The 26561-nt window shown below is 45.7% G+C and carries 20 protein-coding genes and 1 pseudogene; 9 read left to right on the top strand and 12 right to left on the bottom strand.

What is annotated here, in order from left to right:
- Positions 1 to 21: 21 nt before the first annotated feature.
- Entirely contained in the window at positions 22 to 804 is a 783-nt protein-coding gene (locus tag GT360_RS16070) for an SDR family NAD(P)-dependent oxidoreductase (RefSeq protein ID WP_164649980.1), read from the bottom strand.
- A 258-nt stretch (positions 805 to 1062) separates the two neighbouring features.
- Between GT360_RS16070 and GT360_RS16065 the strand changes: the two genes are divergently transcribed.
- On the top strand, positions 1063 to 2064 hold the full coding sequence (locus GT360_RS16065) for a metal-dependent hydrolase (RefSeq protein WP_164649979.1): 1002 nt from the start codon (positions 1063 to 1065) through the stop codon (positions 2062 to 2064).
- 6 nt (positions 2065 to 2070) lie between these two features.
- Here the strand turns inward: GT360_RS16065 and GT360_RS16060 are convergent, their stop codons facing one another.
- Complete coding sequence (locus GT360_RS16060; RefSeq protein WP_164649978.1) at positions 2071 to 2862, bottom strand: CLCA_X family protein; 792 nt, start codon at positions 2860 to 2862, stop codon at positions 2071 to 2073.
- A gap of 125 nt (positions 2863 to 2987) precedes the next feature.
- Positions 2988 to 3614 carry an SGNH/GDSL hydrolase family protein gene (locus GT360_RS16055; RefSeq protein WP_164649977.1) on the bottom strand — a complete coding sequence of 209 codons (627 nt, stop codon included), beginning with the start codon at positions 3612 to 3614 and terminating at the stop codon, positions 2988 to 2990.
- 307 nt (positions 3615 to 3921) lie between these two features.
- On the opposite strand from GT360_RS16055, the gene GT360_RS16050 reads away from it, so the two are divergent.
- Complete coding sequence (locus tag GT360_RS16050) at positions 3922 to 4158, top strand: Mg2+ and Co2+ transporter (RefSeq protein WP_239502677.1); 237 nt, start codon at positions 3922 to 3924, stop codon at positions 4156 to 4158.
- Positions 4155 to 5186 carry an HlyD family secretion protein gene (locus GT360_RS16045; protein ID WP_164649976.1) on the top strand — a complete coding sequence of 344 codons (1032 nt, stop codon included), beginning with the start codon at positions 4155 to 4157 and terminating at the stop codon, positions 5184 to 5186. Before GT360_RS16050 ends, GT360_RS16045 begins: the two co-directional genes overlap by 4 nt.
- 100 nt (positions 5187 to 5286) lie before the next feature.
- Here the strand turns inward: GT360_RS16045 and GT360_RS16040 are convergent.
- Both GT360_RS16040 and GT360_RS16035 read right to left on the bottom strand, forming a co-directional pair.
- Positions 5287 to 6450, bottom strand: a pseudogene (locus GT360_RS16040) (OmpP1/FadL family transporter).
- A 53-nt stretch (positions 6451 to 6503) separates the two neighbouring features.
- A complete protein-coding gene (locus tag GT360_RS16035; RefSeq protein ID WP_164649975.1) occupies positions 6504 to 7880 on the bottom strand; it encodes a DUF1254 domain-containing protein in 1377 nt (458 codons plus the stop codon).
- A 305-nt stretch (positions 7881 to 8185) separates the two neighbouring features.
- Between GT360_RS16035 and GT360_RS16030 the strand changes: the two genes are divergently transcribed.
- Positions 8186 to 9553, top strand: a complete 1368-nt coding sequence (locus GT360_RS16030) for a DUF1254 domain-containing protein (RefSeq protein WP_164649974.1) — start codon at positions 8186 to 8188, stop codon at positions 9551 to 9553.
- A gap of 66 nt (positions 9554 to 9619) precedes the next feature.
- On the opposite strand, the gene GT360_RS16025 is transcribed toward GT360_RS16030, so the two are convergent.
- Entirely contained in the window at positions 9620 to 10513 is an 894-nt protein-coding gene (locus GT360_RS16025) for a LysR family transcriptional regulator (RefSeq protein ID WP_164649973.1), read from the bottom strand.
- Between the two features lie 141 nt (positions 10514 to 10654).
- On the opposite strand from GT360_RS16025, the gene GT360_RS16020 reads away from it, so the two are divergent.
- From GT360_RS16020 to GT360_RS16010, 3 genes are all read left to right on the top strand, one after another.
- The gene (locus GT360_RS16020) at positions 10655 to 12205 is read left to right on the top strand and encodes a sulfatase-like hydrolase/transferase (protein ID WP_164649972.1); all 1551 of its coding nucleotides are present in this window, start codon (positions 10655 to 10657) and stop codon (positions 12203 to 12205) included.
- 96 nt (positions 12206 to 12301) lie between these two features.
- Positions 12302 to 13432 (top strand): anaerobic sulfatase maturase, encoded by a 1131-nt coding sequence (locus tag GT360_RS16015; RefSeq protein WP_239502676.1) that lies wholly within the window; start codon positions 12302 to 12304, stop codon positions 13430 to 13432.
- Positions 13433 to 13632: 200 nt separating this feature from the next.
- A complete protein-coding gene (locus tag GT360_RS16010; RefSeq protein WP_164649970.1) occupies positions 13633 to 16737 on the top strand; it encodes a response regulator in 3105 nt (1034 codons plus the stop codon).
- A gap of 97 nt (positions 16738 to 16834) precedes the next feature.
- Here the strand turns inward: GT360_RS16010 and GT360_RS16005 are convergent, their stop codons facing one another.
- Both GT360_RS16005 and GT360_RS16000 read right to left on the bottom strand, forming a co-directional pair.
- Positions 16835 to 17149, bottom strand: a complete 315-nt coding sequence (locus GT360_RS16005; RefSeq protein WP_164649969.1) for a DnaJ family domain-containing protein — start codon at positions 17147 to 17149, stop codon at positions 16835 to 16837.
- A 285-nt stretch (positions 17150 to 17434) separates the two neighbouring features.
- Entirely contained in the window at positions 17435 to 17962 is a 528-nt protein-coding gene (locus tag GT360_RS16000; RefSeq protein WP_164649968.1) for a GNAT family N-acetyltransferase, read from the bottom strand.
- A gap of 421 nt (positions 17963 to 18383) precedes the next feature.
- On the opposite strand from GT360_RS16000, the gene GT360_RS15995 reads away from it, so the two are divergent.
- Positions 18384 to 19988 carry a BCCT family transporter gene (locus tag GT360_RS15995; RefSeq protein ID WP_164649967.1) on the top strand — a complete coding sequence of 535 codons (1605 nt, stop codon included), beginning with the start codon at positions 18384 to 18386 and terminating at the stop codon, positions 19986 to 19988.
- 122 nt (positions 19989 to 20110) lie between these two features.
- On the opposite strand, the gene GT360_RS15990 is transcribed toward GT360_RS15995, so the two are convergent.
- From GT360_RS15990 to GT360_RS15975, 4 genes are all read right to left on the bottom strand, one after another.
- The gene (locus GT360_RS15990; RefSeq protein WP_164649966.1) at positions 20111 to 21658 is read right to left on the bottom strand and encodes a glutamate synthase-related protein; all 1548 of its coding nucleotides are present in this window, start codon (positions 21656 to 21658) and stop codon (positions 20111 to 20113) included.
- Between the two features lie 104 nt (positions 21659 to 21762).
- Positions 21763 to 22431, bottom strand: coding sequence for a YiaD family glycine zipper/OmpA-like lipoprotein (locus GT360_RS15985; RefSeq protein WP_164649965.1), 669 nt, complete (start codon positions 22429 to 22431; stop codon positions 21763 to 21765).
- A 211-nt stretch (positions 22432 to 22642) separates the two neighbouring features.
- A complete protein-coding gene (locus GT360_RS15980) occupies positions 22643 to 24211 on the bottom strand; it encodes a polysaccharide lyase family 7 protein (RefSeq protein WP_164649964.1) in 1569 nt (522 codons plus the stop codon).
- 378 nt (positions 24212 to 24589) lie between these two features.
- Positions 24590 to 25540, bottom strand: a complete 951-nt coding sequence (locus tag GT360_RS15975) for an ankyrin repeat domain-containing protein (RefSeq protein WP_164649963.1) — start codon at positions 25538 to 25540, stop codon at positions 24590 to 24592.
- A 100-nt stretch (positions 25541 to 25640) separates the two neighbouring features.
- On the opposite strand from GT360_RS15975, the gene GT360_RS15970 reads away from it, so the two are divergent.
- Positions 25641 to 26537 (top strand): LysR family transcriptional regulator, encoded by an 897-nt coding sequence (locus tag GT360_RS15970; RefSeq protein ID WP_164649962.1) that lies wholly within the window; start codon positions 25641 to 25643, stop codon positions 26535 to 26537.
- The last annotated feature ends 24 nt before the right edge of the window (positions 26538 to 26561 follow it).

Below are 26561 nucleotides of genomic sequence, written 5' to 3'. Positions count from 1 at the left end.
CTACTATTCGACCAGTTGGGTTTACTTGCCCTTCTTTTCCATCGCTTGACGAGAAATTTTTAGCACCAATTTACGCGGTAAGAACGGAATGATCCAGTTGAGCATGAACTTCAGTGATGTCTCGTTAAAGGCCACCAACTCTCCTTTTTCCATCGCCTGGTATCCACACTCAGCAACAGAACGAGGAGACTTCGCATTTTTCCAAACATCAACGCCTTCTAGGTTACCTGCTGCAACAAAACCTGTTGCCACCGCACCTGGGCATAATGCCGTCACCGTCACGTTGCTATCACGCACTTCCTCTGCGACGGCTTGGCTGAATGAGGTAACAAAAGCCTTGGTTGCGTAATACACCGCTTGTAGAGGCCCCGGAATAAACGAAGCGGTTGAGGAGACATTCAGAATTTGACCTTTATTACGCTCAACCATCCCTTTCAAATAAAGGTGAGCCAAATCGGTCAACGCCACGATGTTGACTTGCATCATTGAGTGTTCATCGGTAAGCGAGCGCTCATGAAATTTGCCGTGTCCGCCAAAACCCGCATTGTTAATCAAGGTATCAATTTTCAGCCCTAACGCCTGTGTCTTATCAAACAAAGCTTGTGCGGCATTAGGTTGAGATAAATCAGATGCAATCACCTCCACTTTTACACCGTAGCTTGCTTCCAACTCATTTTTAAGTTCGATAAGCTTCTCTTTCGAGCGTGCAACCAAGACTAAGTCACCACCCTTGCTGGCATGAATTTTTGCAAGTTCAAGACCAATACCACCTGATGCGCCTGTGATTAATGCTGTGTTCGACATAATGACTTCCCCTATTCAAGACTTATTGAGTGTCGGTCAACTCGGTTAACCGTTGCGTGCAGTATAGGTACTCCATTCATGCCAATAGACATCAAAAGACGCCATCATCCATTCCGATCGTGCCAACTTCAGTTTAGCTTAGAGACAAGAAAGTGTGCGCGGAACACTTTCTCATTGCGATACCTGAGATCATAACTCGAAAACCGGCAAGCTAAGACTATGATTAGTATTAGTTATTAATCAGTCGTCATGGAAGCTATGGACCCAATCACACAAGGATTGCTGGGTGCGTCACTCGCTCAATCGGTGAGTAACAAACAACACATCATTGTTGGTGGCATCATTGGTTTTTTGTCTGGCATGGCACCCGATCTCGACGTGTTGATACGCTCGTCCAGTGATCCTTTGCTGTTTTTGGAATATCACCGCCAGTTCACCCACTCACTGCTCTTTATCCCAATAGGAAGCCTATTGTGTGCAGTGGTTTTACATCCAATCATTGGCAGGCGTTGGAAGCTCACCTTCAAGCAAAGTTCGCTATTTTGCCTTCTCGGATTTGCCACCCATGCGCTGCTTGATGCGTGCACCTCTTATGGTACACAACTTCTTTGGCCTCTGTCCGATGAGCGTTATGCATGGAATCTTGTATCTGTTATCGACCCGTTATTTACTTTTTTACTCTTGGCCCTCATGTTCACAGCGAGTTTAAAACGAACACCTTGGGTAGCACGAGTCGCTTTGATTTGGGCTGTCGCCTACCCCACTCTTGGTTTGATTCAACGTGAACGCGCAGAGTCGGCTGCTTGGTTATTGGCTCAACAGCGCCAGCACCAACCTGTTCGCCTTTTCGCTAAACCTAGCTTTGGCAATATTGTGGTTTGGAAATCCGTTTACGAGACCAATGAGGCATTTCATGCCGATGCTATAAGAGCTGGTCGGACAATTCGTATCTATGAAGGTGAGTTTATTCCTAAGCTCAATATTAAACAAGATTTTGCTTGGCTCGAAAAAGACTCACAACAAGCAAAAGACATTACACGCTTTAGCCGTTTCTCTGATGGGTATTTAGCACAAGATAACTCAGAACCAATGGCGATTTTCGATGTCCGTTATTCCATGATGCCTAACCAAATAGAACCGATGTGGAGCATTCAATTGTCTAAACAGCGGACTTCACTAGAGCACGTCGAATACATCACTCATAGAAACAGCAGCAAAGAATCCCGTGAGCAAATGCTTAACATGTTACTGGATAAGTAGCTTAGTTTAGCGGCTTAACGCCTCACCAAGCGGTCTAAAATAGGCCTGAAGTGCGTCGTAAATACGTTTTCTATGATTTAAATCTGGATATAGGGGAAAGCTATCTCGCTGCATGGTGCCAGACACAAGATACGAGTTATCAATATCAGAATGACTCTCTATGACCGATTCAAAAGCGCGCGCCATCATTTCGGTCGGTAATGAAAAGTAGTTGCTGCCTACGGCTTTATCCGCTTTCACACTCCTAGCCACATAGTCATGCCTATCTTGTCCATCCTCGCTCAGCAGGGTGACATCAAATATTTCCAGCAGCTTTGTGTTCAATGGGTGTTCAATAAGCGCTGCATTTCGCAGCCAGCAGTTGCTTGCAAACAAAATGGAGCGTTGCGGGCCAGAACGATCGCCAATATCAAATGCTTTTTCAGCAATGTAGTGGTCAAAAGCATGCCAAAATTCGTGCGCCAGTGCTCCAGCCCCTGCATTCTTAGCGAGTGCCAACTCTCGTAAGTTTGGTGCGTAATGCGCTTGTACCCCTTTTCGTCCACCAGTGCCAAACGCCAACCCTAAAGTGCCTCGCAAGCCAATGGCTTTTGGTGGTAGCGCTAGGGTATAAGCAAGATCAGCTAATGAGTCGAAAATTAGGTTTGCCGCAAGCGCCTTCTCTTCCGAATTCACCCACTTACCGACGCGGATGCTACCCAAACCAAACGTCTCTTTGATTTCAAGAAAAGACGTTTGCTCCCCATGACGATAGTCCGGGCCTTTTCGGGTTTTATATTTGAACTTGGATAACTGCAAAGGTGACCTAGGAGTGTATTAAGCTGGCTGGTGTTAATTTTAGCCCTAACGCCTCCAAATCTAAACAAAAACCTAATAGAGCGCGAGAACGCAAGTCTGCACTCTATTCGTTTTAGCCCAAATAGTTACTCATTGAACAACGTCGGAATGATTTCACTCAATCGATGAGCGAATTTCGTATGTTGATCAAGCGGCCAATGCACGCCTTCCACAGCACAAGGCTCGACAAATTCAGCGGCATCCAAGAAGTGGCAATTTAGCTCTTCAGATCGAAGTTTGAAATAGTGGCCGAGCTGCTTAGATTTTTCAGCCGCACCGTCAAACCCTTCAAATCCAATGCGTGTCTCAAATACCAGAGTTGGCGAAACGAGAAGGACATCTGCAGGTTTAGCCATAAAGCCATGATGGAACCGCTGAATCATTTCCACCAGCCTCGCTGCGCCCTTAGAAATATCGCTGGCAGAGACATTAAAACGCGTTTTGAGATCATTGGTTCCCAGCATCAACACCACCAAATCTGGGTGATGGCTTTCCAGACAAGGATACAGATAATCCAAGCCTTTTTTACCAGGTTCAAACGGGTCCTCAAACACGGTTGTGCGACTGTTTAACCCTTCTTCAATGATGCGGTATTGATCTCCAAGTAACAATTGCAGTTGCATCGTCCAACGTTCACTCATGTTAAAGCGACGAGGTAAGTCTGGCGCGTAGCCCCACGTGTTGGAGTCTCCAAAACACAATACGCTTTTCATTATCAATGCCTTCCTTTTGTACGTTTACGAGCAACATATTCCACGAATAATTTTGTATCGTTTGGGCTAATAACCCCATCACTTTACACATATTTCGTGACTTCAAAGCGTCAAATTCTATCAAAAACAACAGTCACTTGGGATAGTCAGTGTATTAAGATTCTTAATAGTTGGTATAGCGCAACTTAAGTGCATCTTTTCGTATATTGAACGCTAAAATACGGAGGTCACCTATGTTGATACACCCTACTAACCTTACTTATAAACTTATCCTAGTGTCTATCCACTTCTCGAATCAATCGAATTCATGTGGTTTGTCGTTGTTGTTACAGTAGCTATTGCTGTTTGGGTAATTGCCAAACTGTGGCATATCCATTCTATCCCCAAACACTTAGCCAAAGAGCGAGGGTTGGCCCAAGCAAAGTTGGTTTTTTGGTTGTGTTTACTAGGGCTCGTATACAAGCCGTTGTGGATACTCGCCGTCATTGCGATTGTCACTGACTGGGACAAAGTTCAGCTTTGGCTAAAAGGGGCACGCTCATGAAAGAGATTATGCTGCCGTATTTACTGGTTGTGTGGCTTCTGTTCAAGTTTAAAGTGCTCAAACCGACGGCACGAAACTACTTCATCACTACGACAATCGGTATTCTGCTCGCCATTGCACTATTTTTAGGCCATCGATTTTACTCTCCCATTGATTTAACCAACTCAACGACGGTTAAATCGCCTCACGCTGTCTTATCTCCCGCCTTTGGGCAACATATGGACAAAGTTCATGTCGTTCATAACCAGGAAGTGAAACAAGGAGACGTTCTTTATACTCTGAAAGATGACAAAATCACTGCCGCCATTACTGAGGTAAAATCAGGCCTCAAGGAAGTGACGCGCCCTATTGAAGCAAAAAATGTTCAGCTTTCACAAGCCAAACGCGATTTAGTTCGAAACGAATCCATGGCAGAGCATGTCAGCGTCAAAGACCTCGAGAACGCACAGGACAGAGTAGAAGTGCTTGAAGCGGAGATGAAAGTTCTTCAAGCCAAACTAGATGGCTTGCTTGCTAAACAAGGCAGCCTTGAATTTGGTCTTTCCCGTTTAACCGTTCAAGCCCCGTTCGATGGAATGGTCACTCACGTTTACGTCGCTGACGGAACACGTGTGGGTTCTATGCACCTATGGGACACCAGTAAGAAGTTCGTTGAAATGCGTATCCCAGATCAAGCTTATGGAAACATCGAACCCGGACAATTCAGTGAATTCTATATTGATGCATACCCAGGACAAATATTTCGTTCTCGCGTGCACAGTGTAGTCAAAGCGACAGGGGAAGCACAAGGAAACCTGCTGCCAAGAGAGCAAGCTGTCTCAAGTCATATTCAGCGCGGTTCAGCGCCTGTAGGTAGAACGGTGATTCTGGAGGTGGATAGAGAGACGATGGCAATGATCCCGATTGGAGCGACTGGTTCAGCTTTGATTAGCGCTAATAAACCCCATCAGCTTTTAGGTTTTTTGGACATTATTGGTGGAGCAACACTCAGGTTAACCTCGGCAAAGTCATTCTTGTCTGCCCTATAAATTACCCATCAAAGACCAAGCATCTGCTAACAAAAAATGCCACCGCAATTGAAGTTGCGATGGCATTTTTCATATTCAGCTATTAAGGTCGATTCGTGGTTTAGAATCGGTAATCTAGCTCGACACCGACAAAGTGATTGTCGTTATCGTATCGACCTTGCATTGCACCACTGTTTATCTCAGGTTCACCGTAGTCTACATAGCTGTAGTACATGTTGATGTTAGTCGTTTTGTCCCATTGGTAGCGACCGCCTAAGCTGTATCGCACCTGCTGATCTACCGGCAAATCCGATGATTGCAGTGACGAATCCTCTAATGGTGAACTTACGTAGCCTACCCCCAACTCCATGACAAATTTATGAGTGAGGGCAATTTTGCTCCCTAATGACGCAAACCAAACGTCTTCAAACCTGCGCGGTTTTGAAATTTCTGTATCACTGAGGCGAACTAAGGTTTGGTCATTTTCACTCCAAAACTCTTGCCCCAGACTCCAAACCAGTGCGATCGGCTGAGTAAGTTGATGATAACCAGAGGCCTCTAGCCTCGCCGCGTTCAACAAGCCTACTTGACTCTCAAACTCTCGGTTGAGTACTGATAAATCACCCTCTAAGTCATGTTCCATTTTTGAGCGGAACGTTAACCCAAGCTTATGCTTCGAAGAGAGAAGATAGGTGGCACCAAGGTTGTAGCCAAGTGCATACGAGCTTGATTCTAAATTCGCCCTCTCTCCCAGAAAAGTCTGCTCAAAGGATGCCCGATCGATTTGAACACCCAAGCCTCAACTCAGTTGTTCACTCACCTCATAGCTTAGAGAGGGGTTGAACTGCAACACACTGAGCTGCAACTCATTCAAGCCAAGCTTTCCCGAATAATCACTGCCGTAGTCAAGTCCACTCCCGCCTGTAGCCACCAATGATAAACCCAACCGAACATGCTCATTGAGCGGTGAGATCGCATAAAGCGAACCATACGGTTGCGCACCACCCGCATTATCACTGTCCAGTGAAGAGTCACGATCATCTTGATAATTAATGCCCAATTTCATCATCGCCATATTGATGGCGATATGCGCTTGGTCGATATGAGACATAGCAGCAGGGTTAGAATATGCGGTGAATGCCCCTTCAGCTAATATGGCTGACCCAGCACCTGCTGTGCCAACATTGAGCTGGCTCATCTCAGACACTAGCGTTGCAGCGGAATGGCTGTTAAACGAAAACAAAGTCAGCGCTAATGCGCTGTATTTATAGTGAGTAGGTATCATGTGTACTCCGACTGTACATTAGCAAAACGCTTCCTTTAGGAAGCGTCTCATCATTACAATTTGTGCACTTGTGGCATTTCATATTCGTTGTTCAACACTGCTTTGGTTGGCTCATACAAGCGAATATGCAGATAGAAATCGTCTTTGGGTGCCGGAAGCCAGTTACATGACTCGTCGGTAGGTTTGGTATGTTGAATACAGATAGGAAGGGTGCCATCTTGCGCAAACTTTAGCTCTTCAGCTCTATTGGTAGAAATCGAATAACGGTCGATCTCATTTTCTACCATGAACAAGTTCTCTGCGTCATACATGGTCAGTGACCAAAACCCCTCTGCTGGTGCATCCGCTGGCATTACCATTCGATACTGATTGTCACCGTTTAGCTGTTTACCCTGACTATCGGTGTAACGGTTCGGATAGAGTGCTCGCTCTGGCACATTTAGACCTGCAGCGCGCAGGTTGATGCTGGCACGACTCAGGTAATCATTACCATACTGACCACCTTCAAACATCATCGACCAGCCATTGTTGGTCGTACCCACGCTGCGCCCTGCGTATTGAATGATCGATTGGGCTGATTTTAAGGCTCTCATTAGCCCTCGTTTTTGCGCCTCGGTCAGTTTGCTTTCATCAAACGGCTCATCGCCACCAATGCCAAGGTATTCAAATTGCGCCACCATGGCTTGCGATTCAGGCAACGGGTTTTTGCGTATCTCTCGGTCGATCAAGGCAAACCAATCTAAACCAACAGGCTTGGTCATCTCAGGAATACGTCCCTGTGCTTTAGCCAACTTGGTAGGACCATGTGACTCTCCAAGCTCTGCTAATGGATAAGTGATGAAACGATCATGTACCTCAACCGCGGCCTGCTGATCTTTTGGTCCAAACACACCCGTACGATGAATTAGCCAAACCATAGGCGTACGTGAACGCACGACATGATCAATCCCTGCCGGGGTTTTACCTTGCCAGTCGTCATTCACAAGCAATACCTTACTCCCTTGAGAACCAGTGTTTCCCTCATAGAGATCGGTAATCGAATCGGAATACGCATCGAGTAACTGGACGATATAGTAACGGTCATCCGTTCGCGGGATCTCAATGACCATAGGTCCAGCTAAGTCCAAATCATAATGCGCTTGAGAATACATCGTATCGTTGTTGACTGTTGGGACGATGCGGTCTTGCGGGCCCGACAACTGGCGAGTTTTTCCCATCTGATTTAGCGGTGCCATCGCATTGTCCATCGGTATAGAAACTGATGTAGACGTTTCTCGTACCGCCGCAACCGTTAATGGTCCTGCTCCATAGATAACCGCTTGGAGACCCAAGTGGTAAGCGAGCTCTTCTTCTGGTGAAGGGGTGATTTCAGCGTGCAAAGGCAAGCTAAGCGCTGTGCAAAGTGATAACGCTAGGGATGACTTCTTCATAGTGAAGCCTCGATATGTAGTGTAGTTGCAACCAAGAATAAAGGCGGAAAGCAGAGTGACGAATCTATGTATACCTATAGTTAGTATTAACAATTTTAATAGAGCATGTTTGACTCAATACAAAACTGCAGATTGCGCTCCTCTAGCCCCCTATTGCTCACAAATCGCGTATTAATTATTAAAATTCTTAATACCTGTTATCAAACACCCTTCTGTGCTTTTTCTCTATATTGTCTCAAACCTTCAATGACTACGTTGAAACCAATAACGAATCCCTACTGATCAAAATCTATGAGGCCGATAAAATGAAAAAGCGTCTATTGTCTCTGGCGATATCCAGCATCGTCATCTGCACGCCTGCTTGCGCCCAAAACCAATCAGCAGACTCCATTCCGTTGAATATAGCCACTCAAACAGCGCAAGAGAACAACCCACAAACTCTTGCTCAACTGGCCTACGAGTATGCCTACAGCATTGATGAGGCTTATAAATACTTCTATACCACAGTGGTTGAAGCGGATTACCCATTAAACCAGTTTCAAAACATCAGAAAGCTTGCCGATGACACCTATACCGCTCATCCTTCCATCAACAATGACACGTTGCATTTGATGGGCTGGATGGATCTTGGTGCTGAACCGGTCATCGTCACGATTCCTGATCACGATGAGGGCCGTTATTGGTTGTTCCACACTATGAACATGCAGCACTTTACAGACTCAGCCTTTGGCTCTCCTGATAGAGGCGAAAAAGGGGGCATGTTTATGTATGCAGTTGAAGGCTGGGAAGGAGAGATTCCTGATAGTGTTGATGAAGTTATCTACGTGGAGCACCCACTGGTCAAAATGATGGGACGAATCATGGACCTGGGTGGAGACGATTCAGCCCAAGCACAAAAACTCATGGACCAATGGAATATCAGAACACTGTCTGAGTTCCTTGGCGAAAAAGGTCCCGAGCCGATAGAAAGAAACTATCCGAATCCTAAAAAAACAAACTGGGCTGAGCGAACCAACTTCATCCTTTCTGAAGGCACTATGCGAGAACATGATTCGGAACTACTCGCCCAGTTCGATTTCGTTAAACTTGGCTACCCTCAAGGGATTGAATTTACACCGCAAGAACTTGACTTGATTGCAGCCGGTGAGAAACAGGGCTTGGACCGCATAAAAAATGCCGGTTTTGACGACTCAAGAGACGTATTAGGCACGCGAGATCAGATGACTCAGGTTCCGAGCTATCAACATGCGTATGGCACGTTGATGGGACAGTGGGGATTGCCCGCAGAGCATACTATGTATGCGGGTGACTTCTTCGATGCTGATGGTGAGCCCTTAGATGGCAGTAAATACGATTACACCGTGACCTTTACTGCGCCTGACATCAATGATGGTGGTTTTTGGTCTTACACCGCCTATAGCGCTAAGACTCGGTTAATGGAGTCGAATCAGATGAACCGCCACTCCAGGGGAGATAGAACATTAAAGGCAAACCCTGACGGCTCCTATACCATCTACATGAGTTCTGATACTGAAGGCCAAGAAGACAACCCTAACTTCTTGCCTATCCCTAATCATGCTTGGTACTCGATCCTGAGAATGTATACCCCAGGAGAGGAAGTACGAACGGATAAATGGAAAGCGACGCCGTTTACTAAGGTAGAAAAGTCATAAGCTCGATAAACCAAGCGGGCAACTTGGCCCGCTTGATCATCGTTTGAAGTCCGGTGTTTCCACTAACTAAGACAACAGAGTGGATGCTCGCTCATGAAGCCATTGGGTCAAAGGATCATGTCGATTTCTCTGATGAGAAAACAGCGCCAATGGTCGATAATGCGCCTCTTCAGGGAGTTCTATAGGTAAGTCAACATATCGAAAGCGCTCATCCAATTTGGGTAACAGGTGTTTAGAGACGATGCCCAAATAGTCACTTTGCTCCACCAAATGAAGCATAACCATAACATCACTTGTACGGACACCGACCTTTTTGTCTCGATGCATCTTTCTAAATATCTGTTCACTGCGCGAACTTCCAGAGTCGCCATAAACCAAATTAACGCAAAGTGGATAATCCAGAACTTCGTTGAGACTGTTGCCATTTATCGGATGATCTTTACGCATGACAACAACAAACTCGTCATTGCCAATGTCTTTTTGCATGATGTTTTTATTGGTGTCCATCGGCAACGCACTGAACCCCCAACACTTGTTTTTTAGCTCAATATCACGCAAAGCATCAAAACCCCAATGATAACAATCTACTGTCGCATTCGGTGCTTTGCTGGAAAGTAATTGAACGAGCGGAGCCGCTATAGTCGACATCAGTGGTGGTGAAAATATCAGGGTCACCTCACCAGAAACTTGACTGATATCCCATGTCTCTTCATCTAGGTACAAGGCATCAATACTATCCAAAATCGATGGTAGTCCCTGAAGTATCTGCTGGCATCTAACTGTCGGTTCTAGCTTGTTCTTATCTCTGACAAACAAGGGGTCATTGAACTGATCCCTCAACTTACGCAACATCACGCTGATCGTGGGCTGGCTCACGTGCAATCGCCGTGCTGCTGTCGTTGTCTGCTTTTCCTCACTCAATACGACAAGCAGTCGCAATAGATTCAAGTCTTTCGTCATCGTTGGCCCACCAAACATAAGATATGTTAATAGTATAAACTCAAATGACCTTACCTTTATTAAAATTATTAATAGTAGCTATTAACCCACGAAGCCAGCATTTCTCTTACCATCTCTAAGCTCATTTATGGAGACTACTTTATGAAATGCCCAAACAAGTTCGTTAAAAGTGCCGTCGCACTTTCAATCGCGGCAAGTGCATTGCTCGCTGCCTCACCTGCCCTTGCCAAAGCGCCAAACATTGTCACCATCATGCTCGATGATGTCGCTCCGATGGATCTGTCTTCTTATCACCGAGGTCTCGGCGCGATTGAAACACCTAATATCGATCGCATCGCCAATCGCGGTGTCATGATCAGTGACTACTACGCACAATCAAGCTCAACAGCGGGCCGCTCAGCCTTCATCACTGGCCAATACCCGTTTCGTACTGGCTTAACTTCGGTGGGTCAGCCAGGGTCAAAACTCGGCATGCGCCAAGAAATCCCTACTCTCGCCGAGCTTCTCAAACAAAAAGGTTACGCCACCGTTCACGTCGGTAAATCGCATTTGGGTGACAATAACTCCCACCTACCTACGGTGAATGGCTTTGAAGAGTACTATGGGTTTCTCTACCACCTCAATGTGATGGAAATGCCGGAACAACCTGAGTTTCCAAAAGATCCAAACTTCATTGGCATTCCGCGCAATGTTATCCACTCAGTAGCTACCAGCGAACATGATGACACGATAGACCCAAGGTTTGGGGTGGTTGGTAAACAGAAAATCACCGACAGAGGCACATTGGGTAAAGAGCGTATGAAGCGAATCGATGAGGAGTTCTTGAACTTCGCGACGGATTGGCTCGATACACACGAAGAGCAAAATGGCGATCAACCCTACTTCATGTGGTTTAACCCATCACGCATGCACACGATTACTCATGTAAACGATGAGTACGAAGGCTCTAGCCAAACCTCAACCTATTACGATGCCCTGAAACAGTTGGATGATCAGGTGGGTGTTCTGCTTGATAAACTCGAATCGCTTGGCGAGCTCGATAATACTATCGTGATGTTTACCTCCGACAATGGTGTGAATGCTGACCACTGGCCTGATGGTGGCGCGGCTTCATTCCGTGGTCAAAAAGGCACCACCTGGGATGGTGGTTTCCGCGTCCCTATGTTGGTGAGTTGGCCTGAGAAATTCCCTCAAGGTACCTATGTTGACGGTCTAATGTCGGCTGAAGACTGGCTACCAACGCTGATGGCAGCGGCAGGTGAACATGACATTAAGCAACAACTGTTAGAGGGTAAGAACATCGAAGGCAGAGAGCGTGTTGCTCATTTAGATGGCTATAACCAAATGGAGATGCTGGCTAACGGCGGCGAAAGTCTTCGTAGCGAATTCTTCTTCTACAACGAAAGCAGCCTCAATGCCGTGCGCGTCAATGAGTGGAAAGTGCACCTAAAAACCAAAACCACCTGGACAGAGCCAGCCAAAGAGTGGCCGTTTGGTGTCTTGGTGAACATCAAAGCAGACCCTTATGAGCGCTCACCAGACACAACGGGTTGGTACCACTGGATGAAGCAAAAGTCTTGGGTGCTCCCATACTTCTATCAAGCGATCGGTGAGTATCAACAGTCGCTCAAGGAGTATCCGCCAATCCAAAAAGGCACAGGCGTGGGTATGGGTAATGACACCATAGACTAACTCACGACTTGAGCTACTCCAGACTCTCTCATGGAGTGGCTCTTTTTACTAAGAGACAAGGACGGCTTCATCACAAAGAAATCGAAAGAGCAATCAATGACACAAACACTCCCTTTCAGCCTCACAATTAAACCCGTTGGTTCTAACTGTAATCTCGATTGCAGCTATTGCTACTACTTAAATAGCGACACTGGCTGTGGCTCGCCAATGGAAACTGAATCCCTTGAAGTCTCGATTAAGAACCACATTCAATCTCAACCCAAACATAGCCAAGTCGTTGATTTTATCTGGCACGGTGGCGAGCCCCTTTTGCGAGGTAGAGCCTTTTATGAGCTGGCTTTTGAGCTCCAACATAAGTGGGCGGGTGCGAAGCGCATTGCTAATACGTTTCAAACCAACGGCACTTTAATCAATCAACAATGGGCACAACTGTTCAAACAGCACAACGTGATGGTGGGTATTAGTGTGGATGGACCAAATCTGCTCAATGACATCGCACGAATTGATACTGATGGACAATCAAGCTTCGAGAGAACCATGCGCGGGCTCTCTTTGCTTAAAGAGCATGATGTAGAGTTCAACACCCTCACTGTTGTGAACAACAGAACTTATCGCCATGGTGCTCAGATCTATCAATTTCTTAAACGAGCCAATAGCACCTACCTTCAGTTTCAACCTTGCCTCGATCATGAACTGGATAGGCGTTCAAACTACGACTGGTCTCTTAATGGTGAGCAATGGGGACAATTTTTGTGCGATGTTTTCGATGAATGGTGTAAAGATGATATTGGAAAAATACACGTCCAGTTGTTCGAAAACTGCTTGATGATCTTAATGGGGCATCCAAGCCAGATGTGTCATCACAGTGAAGTCTGTGGGCAGCAGCTCATGCTTGAGAAAAGTGGAGCAGTGTTTAGTTGTGAACACTACCCCTATAAGCAGTATGAATTGGGCAACAGTCACCAAGACTCCCTCCAAGAGATGGTTTCAAGTCAACAGCAGCGCGCATTCGCCGCGACAAAAAAACACCTTAATGAGAACTGTCACCGCTGCGATTTCTTGCCACTTTGTAACGGCGGATGTCCAAAATACCGAGACCAATCCAATAAGCAAAACTTGCTTTGCGATGGATATCGGATCTTCTTCAACTATGCACTACCAAGGATGTTGAAAATGGTTGATTCTATGAGTCGCGGCTACTCTCCAAGATTCTACAAGTTGGTCTAACGTGTTCGAGTGCCTCGCGAGTCTATTAGGGGCACCCAACTCTATTGAGAATGGTTTACTAATCAAGTCAAACCAAGCTCTGTCGATATCCATCTGACCACCCTTACAAGTGCATCTGCCTTGATTTGACGTTTTTTTGTCCTAGCTTCCTTAGCATAAAAGCAATAAACACAGAGCCTATCATCTGCAAGGACAAAGATATGAACGTCATGAATTGGTTAAACCAAATGTCGGTTAAAGTGAAGCTTACCTTGGCGTTATCACTGCCATTGCTGTTTGTTTGCCTGCTATCTGTACGCTTAATTAATGGTCTCGATAGTCAGCTAACCAGCTTAAAGACCATCGAAGGAGGGATTCAATTTGTCGACAGTTTGTCTTCCCTGTACAAAGAGTCTCATCAAGCGCGAATGGACAGGGACTCAAGCAATTTAGAAGGCACGTACCAAAGACTCACAGAACTCATTCCCAAAGCGCTCCCCACTCAAGATCCCATTATTGTTAAGCAATTAGTCGATGACCTTTATCAAACCAGCTTAGACCTGACACAAGCGCAAGGAATGGAGGAGATTGAAGAGCAGTCAGAGTGGCTAGTCGATATTTATACCCAGGTTCTATTGCTACTCGAAAAAGAGCCAATTCAAAGTGGAATAGCGACAATAGAAGGCCACCAAAACGCACTCTATCAACTTAACTGGCTCTTACTTTGGGCATCAGAAGAGAACTGGCACCTTCACCTATTGCACGACAATCAGGATGCGAGTTTAGATAGATTAGAACAAGTCGACTATCACGATATGTTGGTTGGTTATATTAAAAACCAGCAGCTCTATATTGATCGATTCGTTGCCCTGAATGCTGACGAGCAGCAGGTGAAACTGCTGTTGACTGCCTTTTCAAATGCTGCTTTTGAGGTTTCATATGAGTTTCGACAACAGCTACTCAACATGGCAACCACCCCTATTTCGCCCCAAGACATCAAATTTGGCTTTCAAGCCTTAGATGCTCGACTAGACCTTATCTCTAACGTTGCTGATGTCATCAACAGTCAACTTGTGGTGGAGATGAATACGCTGGTGAGTGAATTTCAAAAACAACGTACGCTGTTTTTTGTTGTTCTCGGCGTCATGGCGATCATCGTTATCGTTATCGGAACCAGTCTCGCAACTCGTATCTCACAAAAACTCGCTGAAATACTCGGCTTCCTCAGACAGATGGAAGACACCAATGAAATGCCAACCAGACTCAAGATTGGTGGGCGTGACGAGTTAAGTAGTTTTGCACGGCAGGTAAATAAGCTGGCGGAGGAGCGGATTGAAAATCAAAATCGAATCATAAAATCTAAAGAAGAGGCGTTGCTAGCAAAGGAAAAAGCAGAGCAAGCGAGTAAAGCGAAGAGTAGTTTCCTCGCTAACATGTCGCACGAGATACGAACTCCGCTAAACGGCGTTATCGGTATCTCTGAGGTACTCACAGATACAGACTTAAGTGCAACGCAACGCGACTATGTCGACACCATTGAGACGTCTTCTCAGCTACTCCTTAGCCTAATCAATGACATTCTCGATTTCTCAAAGATCGAATCAGGAATGCTCATTATCTCACATCACCACACCACGATTCGTGAGACGCTATTCGACATCGCTGCCATTGTCGCCCCAAAAACGGCAGAGAAGAACCTCTCCATCAATGTCGATATCTCTGACGATTTCCCCTACCGGATCATGGTGGATGACCACAGATTAAGACAAGTTCTCATGAACTTCATGTCTAACGCGGTCAAGTTTACTGAAACGGGTGGTGTCACTATCTCCGCAAAAGTGCTTTCTGTAAGTGGAAAAGCCTCTACACTGCGTTTTGAAGTCATTGATACGGGCATCGGTATTGATGAGAAGAAACAAGAGCAAATCTTCAAGCCATTTACCCAAGAAGATGACTCCACCACGAGAAACTTCGGTGGTACAGGCCTTGGTCTTGCTATCAGCACACAGTTAATCGAATTAATGGGCGGTGAAATTAAGATTCACTCGCGCAAAGGGTACGGCAGTTGCTTCTATTTCGATCTCGAACTTGAGGTTATCGAAAATTATTACGTAGCAACCAAAGAGCAAGCTCCTATTTCTGTCTGTATTGTTGGCACCCCAAGTAAGATGAGAGACGCGATTGCAAATGAACTCAAATACTACAATATCTCTGTGGCTGCCACCTTCAACACACCTGCGGATATTAAAGAACTGGATGACGACAGTGTGATCGTACTTTGTCAGCAAGAGCTGCAACAAGCACTCGATGACTGTCACGCTATTCGACACCAAAACGAACACCAAAGTATTTGTCTCGTTCGAAATTACGGGCAGTCTCAACATGACTATGGTCAATTAATCGATGGTTTGGTCAGCTACCCATTGCTTGGTAATCGCTTAACCAAGGCTGTCCGCGCCAGTGCTTCTAAGCAAAGCTCACGCCAACCGCAAAAAAATGTCGTTGAGCTCAGAGCTAATGTATCTCGCAAAGCTTTACTGGTAGAGGATAATAAGGTTAACCAAAAGGTGGCCACGGTTAACCTGCAAAAGATGGGTTACGAATGTGATATCGCCAACAATGGTCAGGAAGCACTCGACAGAGTCATGGCGCATCCAGGGTATTTGTTCATATTGATGGATTGCATGATGCCCGTCATGGATGGCTTTGAAGCAACGCAAGCGATTCGCGCCTGGGAGCAAAGTAACGAGAAAGCCCCTACCCCAATCATTGCAATGACAGCCAGCGTACTAGACGATGATATTCAACGCTGCTTCGATGTTGGTATGGACGACTATGTCCCTAAACCATTCAAAGCTAATTTACTGCAAGACAAAATCGAGAGAATCACTCCTCCGGAGGTCAGTAGCACAACGGTCACTCCAGAGAAAGTGGATACACCTTCTCAAACTGTTCAAGCTAAGGTTTTGCTTGTTGAAGATAACAAAGTTAATCAAAAAGTCGCCTCTACTCATTTGAAAAATGCTGGATACACCTTTGATATCGCCAATGACGGACAAGAAGCCGTGGATCTCATTGAGGCAGGAAACCAATATTTGCTTATCCTCATGGATTGCATGATGCCAAACAAAGACGGTTTTGGCGCTACTGCAGACATTAGGGTGTATGAACAAGAGAATGGTCTTAAACGCACGCCAATCATCGCACTGACTGCCAGTGTGATTGATGATGATATACAACGCTGTTTTGACTGCGGAATGGATGAGTACCTGTCTAAACCCGTCAAAAAGGACGTGTTGCTGGATAAGATGGAACGATTTAAATAATCGTAACTAACGATAGGCGATAAAAATATCAAAAGGGTTGGATGTCATCGAGAACACACAACCCAAATCATGTACTCATTTTAAGCCATCAAATCGCTTACTGAGTCTCTACCAAAAGGTTCTTCTTCAGCTCAAGCGCGCGAATATCGGCTTCCAACTGCGCGACCTCGCTAGGATCGGTTGCTTTGTCGAGCTCTTCTCTTTTGGCTTCAATCTTCTTCATTACTTCAACAGCAGGAGGGACGCAGTTGGCGTCCTTAAGAATTTTCATACCTAGACGGTGTTCAGCAGGTGTTTGAAAGTACTCATCATTATCGATGGCTTTGCCTCGGTAAGCATTATTCTTTAGCTCACCACTTTTTTCCGCTTTTTGAATCCAACCAGCAATCGCATTGTCAACGAATAATGACATAGTAACCTCTTTTTATAGTCAGCTCAGGGCTGTAAATTTTCGGTCCCTCGAATCCTAATCTGCAATGCTTCCATGCCTTGGGCCTAGCACTTAGGCAATCTAACCAGTATGCCTCTATTGCCCAAAAAACAGCCGCACTATGAGTGCAGCTAACAACAATCTAATATTACCATCTTCAACCACAAGGTAATGCCGATGATTTGTATACTTTTGTTTCAGGTATGGTTTTCCGATTACTTATAGAGACATGAAATGAAAGGTGTCGCTCCAGAGTTTGATGACCACTTAATTTGTCTGATTACCAGCCCTTACGTAGACATGATCATCAAACAACTTCCCACCGATTTCATAGGCGTTCTCAACCTTTTTAGACAAGTAAAAACCACACTTCTGTAAGACACGCTCTGATGCAGTATTCCCTTGAGTGACCACCGCTTGGAAACCCGAAATGACGCCCAATTGATCACCCCAACCCAGTACAGCCTCTAACGACTCAGTGGCGTAACCTTGTCCATGAAATTCAGGAAGCAGCAAATAACCTACTTCAGCAACACCCTCAGAGAGACGAAAGCCAGTCACACCTACTTTCATCTGACTTTTCTGATCGATAATCATTAAGCATAACCAATGCTCGCTATCGATATTCCATTGGGGTAGCCGTGATTCAAAGTTCTTCTTAATTTCAAACTCACTGGGTTTATCGAAGCATAATGCAATGACGGATGGCTCTGATTGCAAAGAGTGAAATAGACGCCAGTCTTCATCACAGAGTTGTCTAAGATTCAAACGTTCGGTCTCTATTATTACATCCATATTTCTCATCTTATCCGTGACTATTTAGCCACTAATATTCCCTTTTTTTAGGTATCATTTTCAAGGTAAAGATCGTCTCAATTTCACCGATATTTAGACGTATATTCAAACAAATTAAAAATTTATTTGTTCCATTCCATAACTTGATAATAAACCTTTACTATCAATACCTTAAAAAGAAAATCAGTCAGCCAATTAGACCTCTTATTTAACCCATAAACCCTAATCACCCACAAAAACTACTCATTTTGTGTTATATTACGCACCTCGTGACTAAGTGTTGGCACTTCAAATTGAGAAAAATTAGGGTTAAGGAGAAGGCCCTATATTTAAGTACAATCCGCACATTAGTCAGTCTTTTAATCGACACGGAGCCGGTCGTTGCATTCACTCCTTTTATGAATGTATATGCCTCTAAATTATGGGTTATAAATCAACAAAATACAGTATAGATTCAACAGATTATCAAGTAGGTCAGGACAACGTTACCAAATGGGGAATGGACGTCCACAACACCGTTTTTACCGCTTCCGCGGGCTTATCAATCCTTTTCATCGTTACACTCCTTTTGCTTTCGCCTGCAGACGCTAAAGCAGCCATCGACGCCGTTAAAGGCGCAGCACTCTCCAAATTCGACTTTGTGTTCATGTGGGGTGCCAACATACTACTCATCTTTGCACTTGGTATCGCTTTCTCACCACTGGGTAAGATTCGCTTAGGCGGCGACGATGCAAAAACCGAATTCTCAACCCTTTCCTGGCTCTCAATGCTCTTTGCTGCGGGCATGGGTATCGGACTTATTTTCTGGGGTGTTGCTGAACCGACCGCGTTTTTCACCAACTGGTTCGGAACGCCTCTCAACGTTGAACCTTTCACCGCTGAAGGGCGCGAACTTGCGCTAGGTTCTGCTGTTTTCCACTGGGGCTTCCACGCTTGGGCAATCTACGGCATGACTGCACTCTGCCTAGCTTACTTTGTTTACAACAAAGGCTTGCCACTTTCTATGCGCTCAGTGTTCTACCCTCTACTCGGTGATCGAGTTTGGGGACGTATCGGTGACGCAATCGACGTCATGGCGGTTCTCGTAATCCTGTTTGGTCTAGCAACGTCGCTTGGTTTAGGCGGCTCACAAGCAGCGAGTGGTATTAGCCACGTATTTGGCTTAGACAACAGCCTATTCCTGCAGCTACTGATCATCCTAACCATCATGGGTCTAGCAATCGTATCTGTTGTTCGTGGTATGGACTCTGGTGTTAAAGCGCTAAGTAACCTTAACATGGTTATTGCATTCCTGTTCCTAGGTTTCCTTGCTGTACTGAACTTCACAACGGTATTTGATTCGCTATTTACAGGTATCACCGGTTACGTGAAAAACATTCTGCCACTAAGCCAAAGTGCAGGTCGTGAAGATTCAACCTGGCTGCATGGTTGGACGGTGTTCTACTGGGCATGGTGGGTTGCTTATGCACCCTTCTTCGGTATCTTCGTAGCACGTATTTCAAAAGGCCGCACGATCCGCGAATTCCTATTCTGTGTATTGGTTATCCCAACCATCGTAACGACACTGTGGATGTGTTTCTTTGGTGGTATCGCTATCGACCAGATCATGAACAATGTCGGTCTTCTTGGTGCTGAGCAGGGTATCAGTGATGTCTCCCTAAGCTTGTTCTACATGCTAGATGCGTATTCGATTGGTAACATCCTTTCAGTGATTGCCGTAGCGCTTATCGTTGTATTCTTCGTAACGACACTCGACTCTGGCTCTATCGTGGTTGATAGCATGACAGCAGGCGGTAAGTTAGAACTACCAATCAAACAGAAAGTGATTTGGGCGGTGATTTCAGCAACTATCGCGATGGTGATGCTGTGGATTGGTGGCACAGACTCAATTCAAGCGCTTCAATCTGTGACGATTATTGCTGCATTGCCTTTCACTATCATCTTGGTTATCGGCTGTTTTAGCCTACTAAAAGGCATGTTGACTGAGGTTGAAGGTAATTCAACTCAAGAGACTGTCGCTAAATAACATAGAGTCAAACAAGAGCGAATAAACTCCGCTGTTGTCTTACTCACAAGCAACATGAAAAGGACCTGATACTTTCAGGTCCTTTTGTTGTTTAGACTCCTAAATTTCCTTCAATTATCTCATCACAAATCAGAGACACCCGCATATCTGACGCCAGATAGATAAGCCATCTCCCTATTCCATGTCGCCAAATCGTTTTGCGTGAATTGATTCAATGCATTGTGGCCACAGGCTCTCGCCATCACTTGCATTAATTCTGTCGATGCTAAGAAAAAGTTGCACAGCTGTTTGGCCGATTTATCCACATTTAAACGCTGTCTTAAGTCCGCTTTCTGTGTCGCAATCCCGGCTGGACAATTGTTTGTATTGCACATCCTTGCCGCTACACAACCAATAGATTGCATTGCGCTATTTGAGATTGCCACACCATCCGCCCCTAGCGCCATTGCTTTCACAAAGTCCATAGGAACGCGCAATCCACCCGTGATGATCAGCGTTACCTCCCCTGACTTGCCTTGCTTATCAAGATAGGCTCTCGCTCTTGCTAACGCTGGTATCGTCGGTACGCTAATATGATCCCTGAACATTAAGGGGGCTGCCCCCGTGCCACCCCCTCGACCATCAAGGATGATGTAATCAGCACTCGCATCCAAAGCAAATTGAATGTCTTCTTCGATATGATTTGCACTCAACTTGAACCCTACAGGGATTCCACCGGTTATCTCACGCACGCGGTCGGCAAAGGCTTTAAAGTCCTCGACCGTGTGTAGGTCTCTAAATGTCGGTGGTGAAATTGCGGATGTTCCTTCCTCAATGCCTCTCACCTCAGCAATTTTGCCGATATTCTTGTTACCCGGCAGGTGCCCTCCAGTGCCAGTTTTTGCACCCTGCCCACCCTTAAAGTGGAAAGCTTGCACGCCTTTTAGTTTGTCTTCTGAATAACCAAACTTCGCACTGGCAAGTTCATAAAAGTAGTGACTATTGGCTTGCTGCTCTTCCAGTAACATGCCTCCCTCTCCCGAGCAGATTCCAGTCCCTGCCATTTCTGCACCTTTAGAAAGCGCGAGTTTGGCTTCTTCCGACAAAGAGCCAAAACTCATATCAGAAACAAACAAGGGAATATCCAGTCGAAGGGGCTTTTTCGCGTTAGGACCGATAACAAGTTCTGTCGACACCGGCACTTCCTCTTGAAGCGGCTTAGTCGCCATCTGTGCCACCATCACCTGCAAATCATCCCAGTGCGGCAACAAGTGTCTTGGAACCCCCATCGATGTCATTGGGCCATGGTGTCCTAATTTACTCAACCCCTCTCTGGCAAGCTGATGGATAAATTCAACCGTAGGTTCTTCTTTGGTCGCTGCGGCAGATGGAGCCGCATCGGTAGGGTCTGCAACTTGGACACCGGGCCCCTCTTGTCCAATCATCTCATCACTGAATTGCTTGTGGGAGCCATCGCAAAATGGCGCATTTGCGGTGTGCTTGCAACGACAAAGATAGGCATCTTCGGTTTTATCGGCAGTAAATACTTTTGGGGTAAAATCTGTACCAGCATGGGAGCCGTCGCAGTAGGGTTGGCTCTTTGACCGACCACAGGTACAAAAATAGTATTCCTTACCTTCTGTGAGTTCGACTTTTATGGGCGTATTCGACGCTATAATTGGATTGCTCATTATCACCTTCCTTTGTAATTTAGGAATTTGTGTCTATTAAAGCGTAGGCGAAATTACGTAATGCGTTGAAAAAAGAGCCCCTTAACATAGGAGCTCTAGTTCAGCTATTGAGCTGGGAAGATGTTGATCTCTACACGTCGGTTACAGCGTCGCCCCTGTTCTGTTGAGTTATCACATATTGGACTGCTTTCACCCATCCCACGAGTATTGAGGCGACTGAAACTCACTTTCTGTGCGCTCAAATACGAGCGAACTGAATCCGCACGTTGAACCGAAAGCTGTTGGTTGTAACTTTCACTGCCCGTACTGTCGGTGTGTCCATCAATCAGCAATACGGTCTCTGGATACTCCACCAAGATTCTCGCGACACCATTGAGCGTGTTATAAATCGAGGGATTTAGAGAAGATGAATTGGTATCAAAACCTATCCCATTTTCCATCACCAAAATTAATTGGTCTTCCCCGACACGACGTACTTGTACCCCAGAGTTAAGCAACTCCTGACGCAACGCCGCCTCTTGCTGATCGAAGTAATAACCCACACCAGCCCCTACAGCACCACCAGCCGCAGCACCTATGAGTGCACGCTTTCTGCGTTCTTTTGCATTATCCCCAGTAATCAGCCCCACAATAGCCCCCGAAGCGGCGCCAATTGCAGCGCCTTTAGTCGTCGAGTTAGTCTCCCATTCGCCTGTGGTCGCACTTTGTCTTTGGGTTGCTTCACAACCTGAAAGTACTGTGACAACAAGCGCAATTACGATTCTATTTTTCATCGTCGCTCCCCTTAGTTCCTCACTTAACTCTCTTTCAAAGTTAGCCCAGAAAACGAGAACAAAGCCTTTCTATTATTGAGACTCGCTCGGATAAGCCCAATAAAATATGCAGCCAGACGATTATGGTCTACAAAAAAGTCGGCACCACTAATAGTGATGCCGACTTTACTTTGGAGATACTATAACCCGCAGGCGTATCTTTAACGCTCAATTACTCTTGGTATTGATCGTGCGATACGTCTAGTTGGTAGAAGGTTGCTTGCGAGTAATCATCTAAGTCGCCGCTGATGTTTTGGTTGTAAACACCTGCTTTGAAGTACATGTACTTACCACCCACATCGTAGCCGCTCTCCGTCATATCAACGATTTGCTTAACATCTTCTTTACCTTCACGCATTAGCGTCACAATCAGGTCGTGGCCTTTTACTTCAATGCGGTAGCTGAACACTTCACCAAGAGCGATGCCATCTTCACCCACTTCAGCCGTCAGGTCACCCACTAAAGGATAGAAATCCTCTTTGGTTGCATCTTGGCTTTCATGTGCGAAGTACACGGCACCCGTTGGTTGGTTTGGAAGCTTACGGTAGTAAAGACGAATTGGCTCATCGTTTTGGTCGTGGATTTGACCAATAATGAAACGGCCGACTTCGTTTGCGTTACCTGTTGTGGTTGCGTGGTCGATTTTCAGCGTGGCTTCCATCACACCATCAATACCAGCGGCGGCTTTTTGGTCTTCGATAGGAGCGGTAGAGAATACCCAGTTGTTCTTGTTCACGCCTTTCGTCGGAATCGACTGATCACCACGACGCATCATTTCACGCAGCTCAGTACGTGCATACTTAGTATTCGTAGAAGTACGAACCCCTTTCACATAAGACTTGAAAACCATACCACCATCATCGGCGGTATAGAAAATCTCTGGGTGCTGGTAACCATTAGCCAAGTTCCATTCTGAAACATCATCTGGCTTGCCGTTTTTGTCATGGTCAAACGGTTGAGAAAGGTACCAATGTGTCATATCGAAGTTTTCGCTTGGCGCATTACCTGGAAGTGGTTGATCCGGCAAGTTGGTCGGAACGGGAAGCGCGGTACGTGTGTTACATTTCACTGTCGTCTCACAAGGGTAAACCGCTGGTGCGCCAAAGTTGCCTGTGCGCAGATCTTTACGTGATTCTTTGTACGCTTTCTCTGCGGCTTTCATTTCAGCAATCATGGTCGCTTCTGCTGCAACAACCTCCGGTGTAATGATATGACTTGCCGGACAAGCGTTAACATGGCAGTTAAGCGCCGCCATTTCAGTCAAACTGTTCCAGCCACTCTTAGTATTACCATGACCCACGTATCTTACGTAGCGAGCTCGTACTACTGGCTCAAACTGAAAACGCTCTAGGCCTAGCGCTTCTCCAGAACTTAGCTGGTCTTCAAGTACCGTCGTCCAGTTCTCACCGTCCACACTCACTTGAATATCAAACTTAGACTGGCGCTCATTACCTTTACTGAAAGCAATCTGTACCGCATCAAACTCTTGCACAGTGCCATAATCAAGCGTCGCCCATTCACCATCACCCGCGGCAGACCAGCGTGTTGTTAAGTCTTGGTCGAATAGACGATCCGGACCATTACCATCGTGGCTACTTGCAGTAATCGCAACCGGCGTTAGCAGGGCTTCACCCGTTTCTTTGTTATGGGGAAAATCAGCAGTAGGAGCCTCAGTGCTTGCACAGCCGACAGCGAGCGCTACAGAAGAGGCAAGCAAGGTCTTTAGAATAGTTTGTTTCATATATAATCCATTATTGTATTACAAAGATTACAGTCATTATTGAAAGAAAATCTCCTAACTTATCGCTATTAGGTCGTTTTCCATATAACGTATTGATTGCCACAAAATTTAACGTATTCTTATAATACAAATAAATCTAACGATTAGATAAATGAGACTGATGGCACTTTTTGCATTTTTTATATTTTAACTGCGTCACATTTCTGTAACTGAATTGATATGTTTACAGAACCGTAGTCAACACAGTGATTAACAAGAAAACTCATTTCGCCAAGCATGGACCATGTATATGAATGAGCAGGTCACGAGTGCAGTGTTTTTGTACATGCTACATAAAGAAACAGCTGACCTCGTTTAACAAAAGATCAGCTGTAAAAATCAATTAATATTCTCCAACATGTCAGCAATCGCTGAGTATTGATATTCACGAGCAAGATCAAGAGGAGTCTTACCGTCATAACCTTTCAAATCTGTGCGAGCACCTCGCTCAATGAGCGCTTGAGCTGCTAGTGTATGCCCATGCCAAATCGCATCGTGTAGCGGTGTGTAGCCATTGTTTGGTCCCTGCGCATCGAGCGTTTCTTTAAAGCCAGGGTAATTTGCCAGCAGTCGAATCACTTCTGGATGACCGTTGTACGCCGCTTTGTGCAAAGGTATTGCTTTCATATAGTGGTCAGGAATGGTTTGATCGGCGCCTTTATCCATCAGTACTTTCAACGCCTGCACATTTCCGTCTCTCGCTGCCACCATAACGGCGGTGTGCTCATCGTTTCCTGAACAGTTGACTGGTGCCGTTTGATTCAATGTCATCACGCCCTCGATCGCACTGATCGCATCAGCCATCTCCTTGTCTGCGTGGTCTGTATTCGTCACTATGTTGAGCTCCGGCATCGCTGCCAATTGCTTTGTTTGGCGTTCACGATATTGCGTAAAGAGCTCCCCTAGTTCTTTGGCTTGAGCCATACCGAATTCATCGTCTTTTGACGCCCCAAACTCCACCAAATGCTCTGCCTTTAAGCCAAACGTTGAAACAATCTCAACATTGATATCTAACTCCTGCAGTAGAACACTGGCAACGTCTGGTTTACGATGCCAAACCGCCACCATCAAAGGCGTTACACCATGTTTTGGCGTCTGTAGATTGACAAACGCACCAGAGCGAAGCAATGCCTCAACCCATTTTGTGGAAGACTGCTGAGCCGCAATATGCAAAGGCGAGTTACCCATGAGAGGATCAAGTTGATTTCTATCTGCACCACTGTTTAGTGCTTGTTGAAAAGCCTCAAAATTATTCTCGATAATGTATTGGTGTAATGTTGGTAGTGCCATTTTCTTAACCCTCTATGACCTGTTGCTTGAGTGTATTATTGATTAGAACATCACAAACCGGTAGTGTGGGAACATGCATCACTAACATAACCAGTAGTTAATGAAGTCACTACCAAGCCAACTGCCCATCTTCGTGCAAGTCGCCAGAACACTCAGTTTCGCCCAAGCGGCAAGAGACCTCGGAATCTCGGCCCCTGCCGTCAGTAAAGCCATAGGGAAACTTGAGCAAGAGTGGCAAACCAAGCTTTTTCTTCGCTCCTCTCATTCACTGAGTTTAACGCCGATTGGTGAACAACTATTTCGCCGTCTTGCCCCTTCCATGGCACACATACAGGAAAGTATAGAATCGCTTACTGAGGAGCGAGAGGGTCTGTCAGGTGTGATAAAGATGAACCTACCAGCCAGCTCGATAGGCCAAGACATTATTTTGCCGATGATCATAGCGTTCATGCAGCAATACCCAGATGTCCAATGTGATATCACCTTTGAGGATCGCAGTATCGACCTCATTGAGCATGGCTTTGATCTCGGGATCGGCACTTCCATCAATGAAGACTCTCGCCTTATCGCTCGCCCAGTTATGCTCACTGAGATTGGTGTGTTTGCCTCCAAGCAATACATCGAAACAAACGGTGAACCGAAGACGATTCAAGATCTTGAAAATCACCGGCTCATTCCAGTGAAATCCGTTACCACTGGCCGAACACACCGCTGGCGACTCAATGATGGCAAAGACAATATTCTTTATGACGCGCAAGGGCACTTAATGGTAAACAGCTTTAGTGCGGCAAAAGTCTCAACCGTCCTTGGGGCAGGTATTTCATGCTTAGGCAGTTGGATGTTTGAATCAGAATTAGAGCAAGGTACTGTCGTACCCTTGTTGAAAGATAATTGGGGTGAGAGCATCAATGTTTGGCTATATTACGCATCGAGAGAATATCAACCAACAAGGGTAAGACTGTTGGTCGACTTTTTAGTCACTAAACTCTCGAAATAGCTAAAGAAATAATCAAAGCGCATG

Origin of the sequence: Vibrio astriarenae (genome assembly GCF_010587385.1) — a bacterium.
Taxonomy (GTDB): domain Bacteria; phylum Pseudomonadota; class Gammaproteobacteria; order Enterobacterales; family Vibrionaceae; genus Vibrio; species Vibrio astriarenae.
Note: the sequence above shows the minus strand (reverse complement) of the source record. Positions and strands in the feature narration are given on the sequence as shown.

Bases quoted from the DNA above. Each gene is read 5' to 3' on its own strand.
- GT360_RS15975 (WP_164649963.1), bottom strand. From the start codon at position 25,540: ATGGCACTACCAACATTACACCAATACATTATCGAGAATAATTTTGAG.
- GT360_RS15985 (WP_164649965.1), bottom strand. From the start codon at position 22,431: ATGAAAAATAGAATCGTAATTGCGCTTGTTGTCACAGTACTTTCAGGT.
- GT360_RS16015 (WP_239502676.1), top strand. From the start codon at position 12,302: ATGACACAAACACTCCCTTTCAGCCTCACAATTAAACCCGTTGGTTCT.
- GT360_RS16045 (WP_164649976.1), top strand. From the start codon at position 4,155: ATGAAAGAGATTATGCTGCCGTATTTACTGGTTGTGTGGCTTCTGTTC.
- GT360_RS16000 (WP_164649968.1), bottom strand. From the start codon at position 17,962: ATGGATGTAATAATAGAGACCGAACGTTTGAATCTTAGACAACTCTGT.
- GT360_RS16030 (WP_164649974.1), top strand. From the start codon at position 8,186: ATGAAAAAGCGTCTATTGTCTCTGGCGATATCCAGCATCGTCATCTGC.
- GT360_RS15990 (WP_164649966.1), bottom strand. From the start codon at position 21,658: ATGAGCAATCCAATTATAGCGTCGAATACGCCCATAAAAGTCGAACTC.
- GT360_RS16035 (WP_164649975.1), bottom strand. From the start codon at position 7,880: ATGAAGAAGTCATCCCTAGCGTTATCACTTTGCACAGCGCTTAGCTTG.
- GT360_RS15980 (WP_164649964.1), bottom strand. From the start codon at position 24,211: ATGAAACAAACTATTCTAAAGACCTTGCTTGCCTCTTCTGTAGCGCTC.
- GT360_RS16025 (WP_164649973.1), bottom strand. From the start codon at position 10,513: ATGACGAAAGACTTGAATCTATTGCGACTGCTTGTCGTATTGAGTGAG.
- GT360_RS16070 (WP_164649980.1), bottom strand. From the start codon at position 804: ATGTCGAACACAGCATTAATCACAGGCGCATCAGGTGGTATTGGTCTT.
- GT360_RS16020 (WP_164649972.1), top strand. From the start codon at position 10,655: ATGAAATGCCCAAACAAGTTCGTTAAAAGTGCCGTCGCACTTTCAATC.
- GT360_RS15995 (WP_164649967.1), top strand. From the start codon at position 18,384: ATGGGTTATAAATCAACAAAATACAGTATAGATTCAACAGATTATCAA.
- GT360_RS15970 (WP_164649962.1), top strand. From the start codon at position 25,641: ATGAAGTCACTACCAAGCCAACTGCCCATCTTCGTGCAAGTCGCCAGA.
- GT360_RS16065 (WP_164649979.1), top strand. From the start codon at position 1,063: ATGGACCCAATCACACAAGGATTGCTGGGTGCGTCACTCGCTCAATCG.
- GT360_RS16055 (WP_164649977.1), bottom strand. From the start codon at position 3,614: ATGAAAAGCGTATTGTGTTTTGGAGACTCCAACACGTGGGGCTACGCG.
- GT360_RS16005 (WP_164649969.1), bottom strand. From the start codon at position 17,149: ATGTCATTATTCGTTGACAATGCGATTGCTGGTTGGATTCAAAAAGCG.
- GT360_RS16050 (WP_239502677.1), top strand. From the start codon at position 3,922: ATGTGGTTTGTCGTTGTTGTTACAGTAGCTATTGCTGTTTGGGTAATT.
- GT360_RS16010 (WP_164649970.1), top strand. From the start codon at position 13,633: ATGAACGTCATGAATTGGTTAAACCAAATGTCGGTTAAAGTGAAGCTT.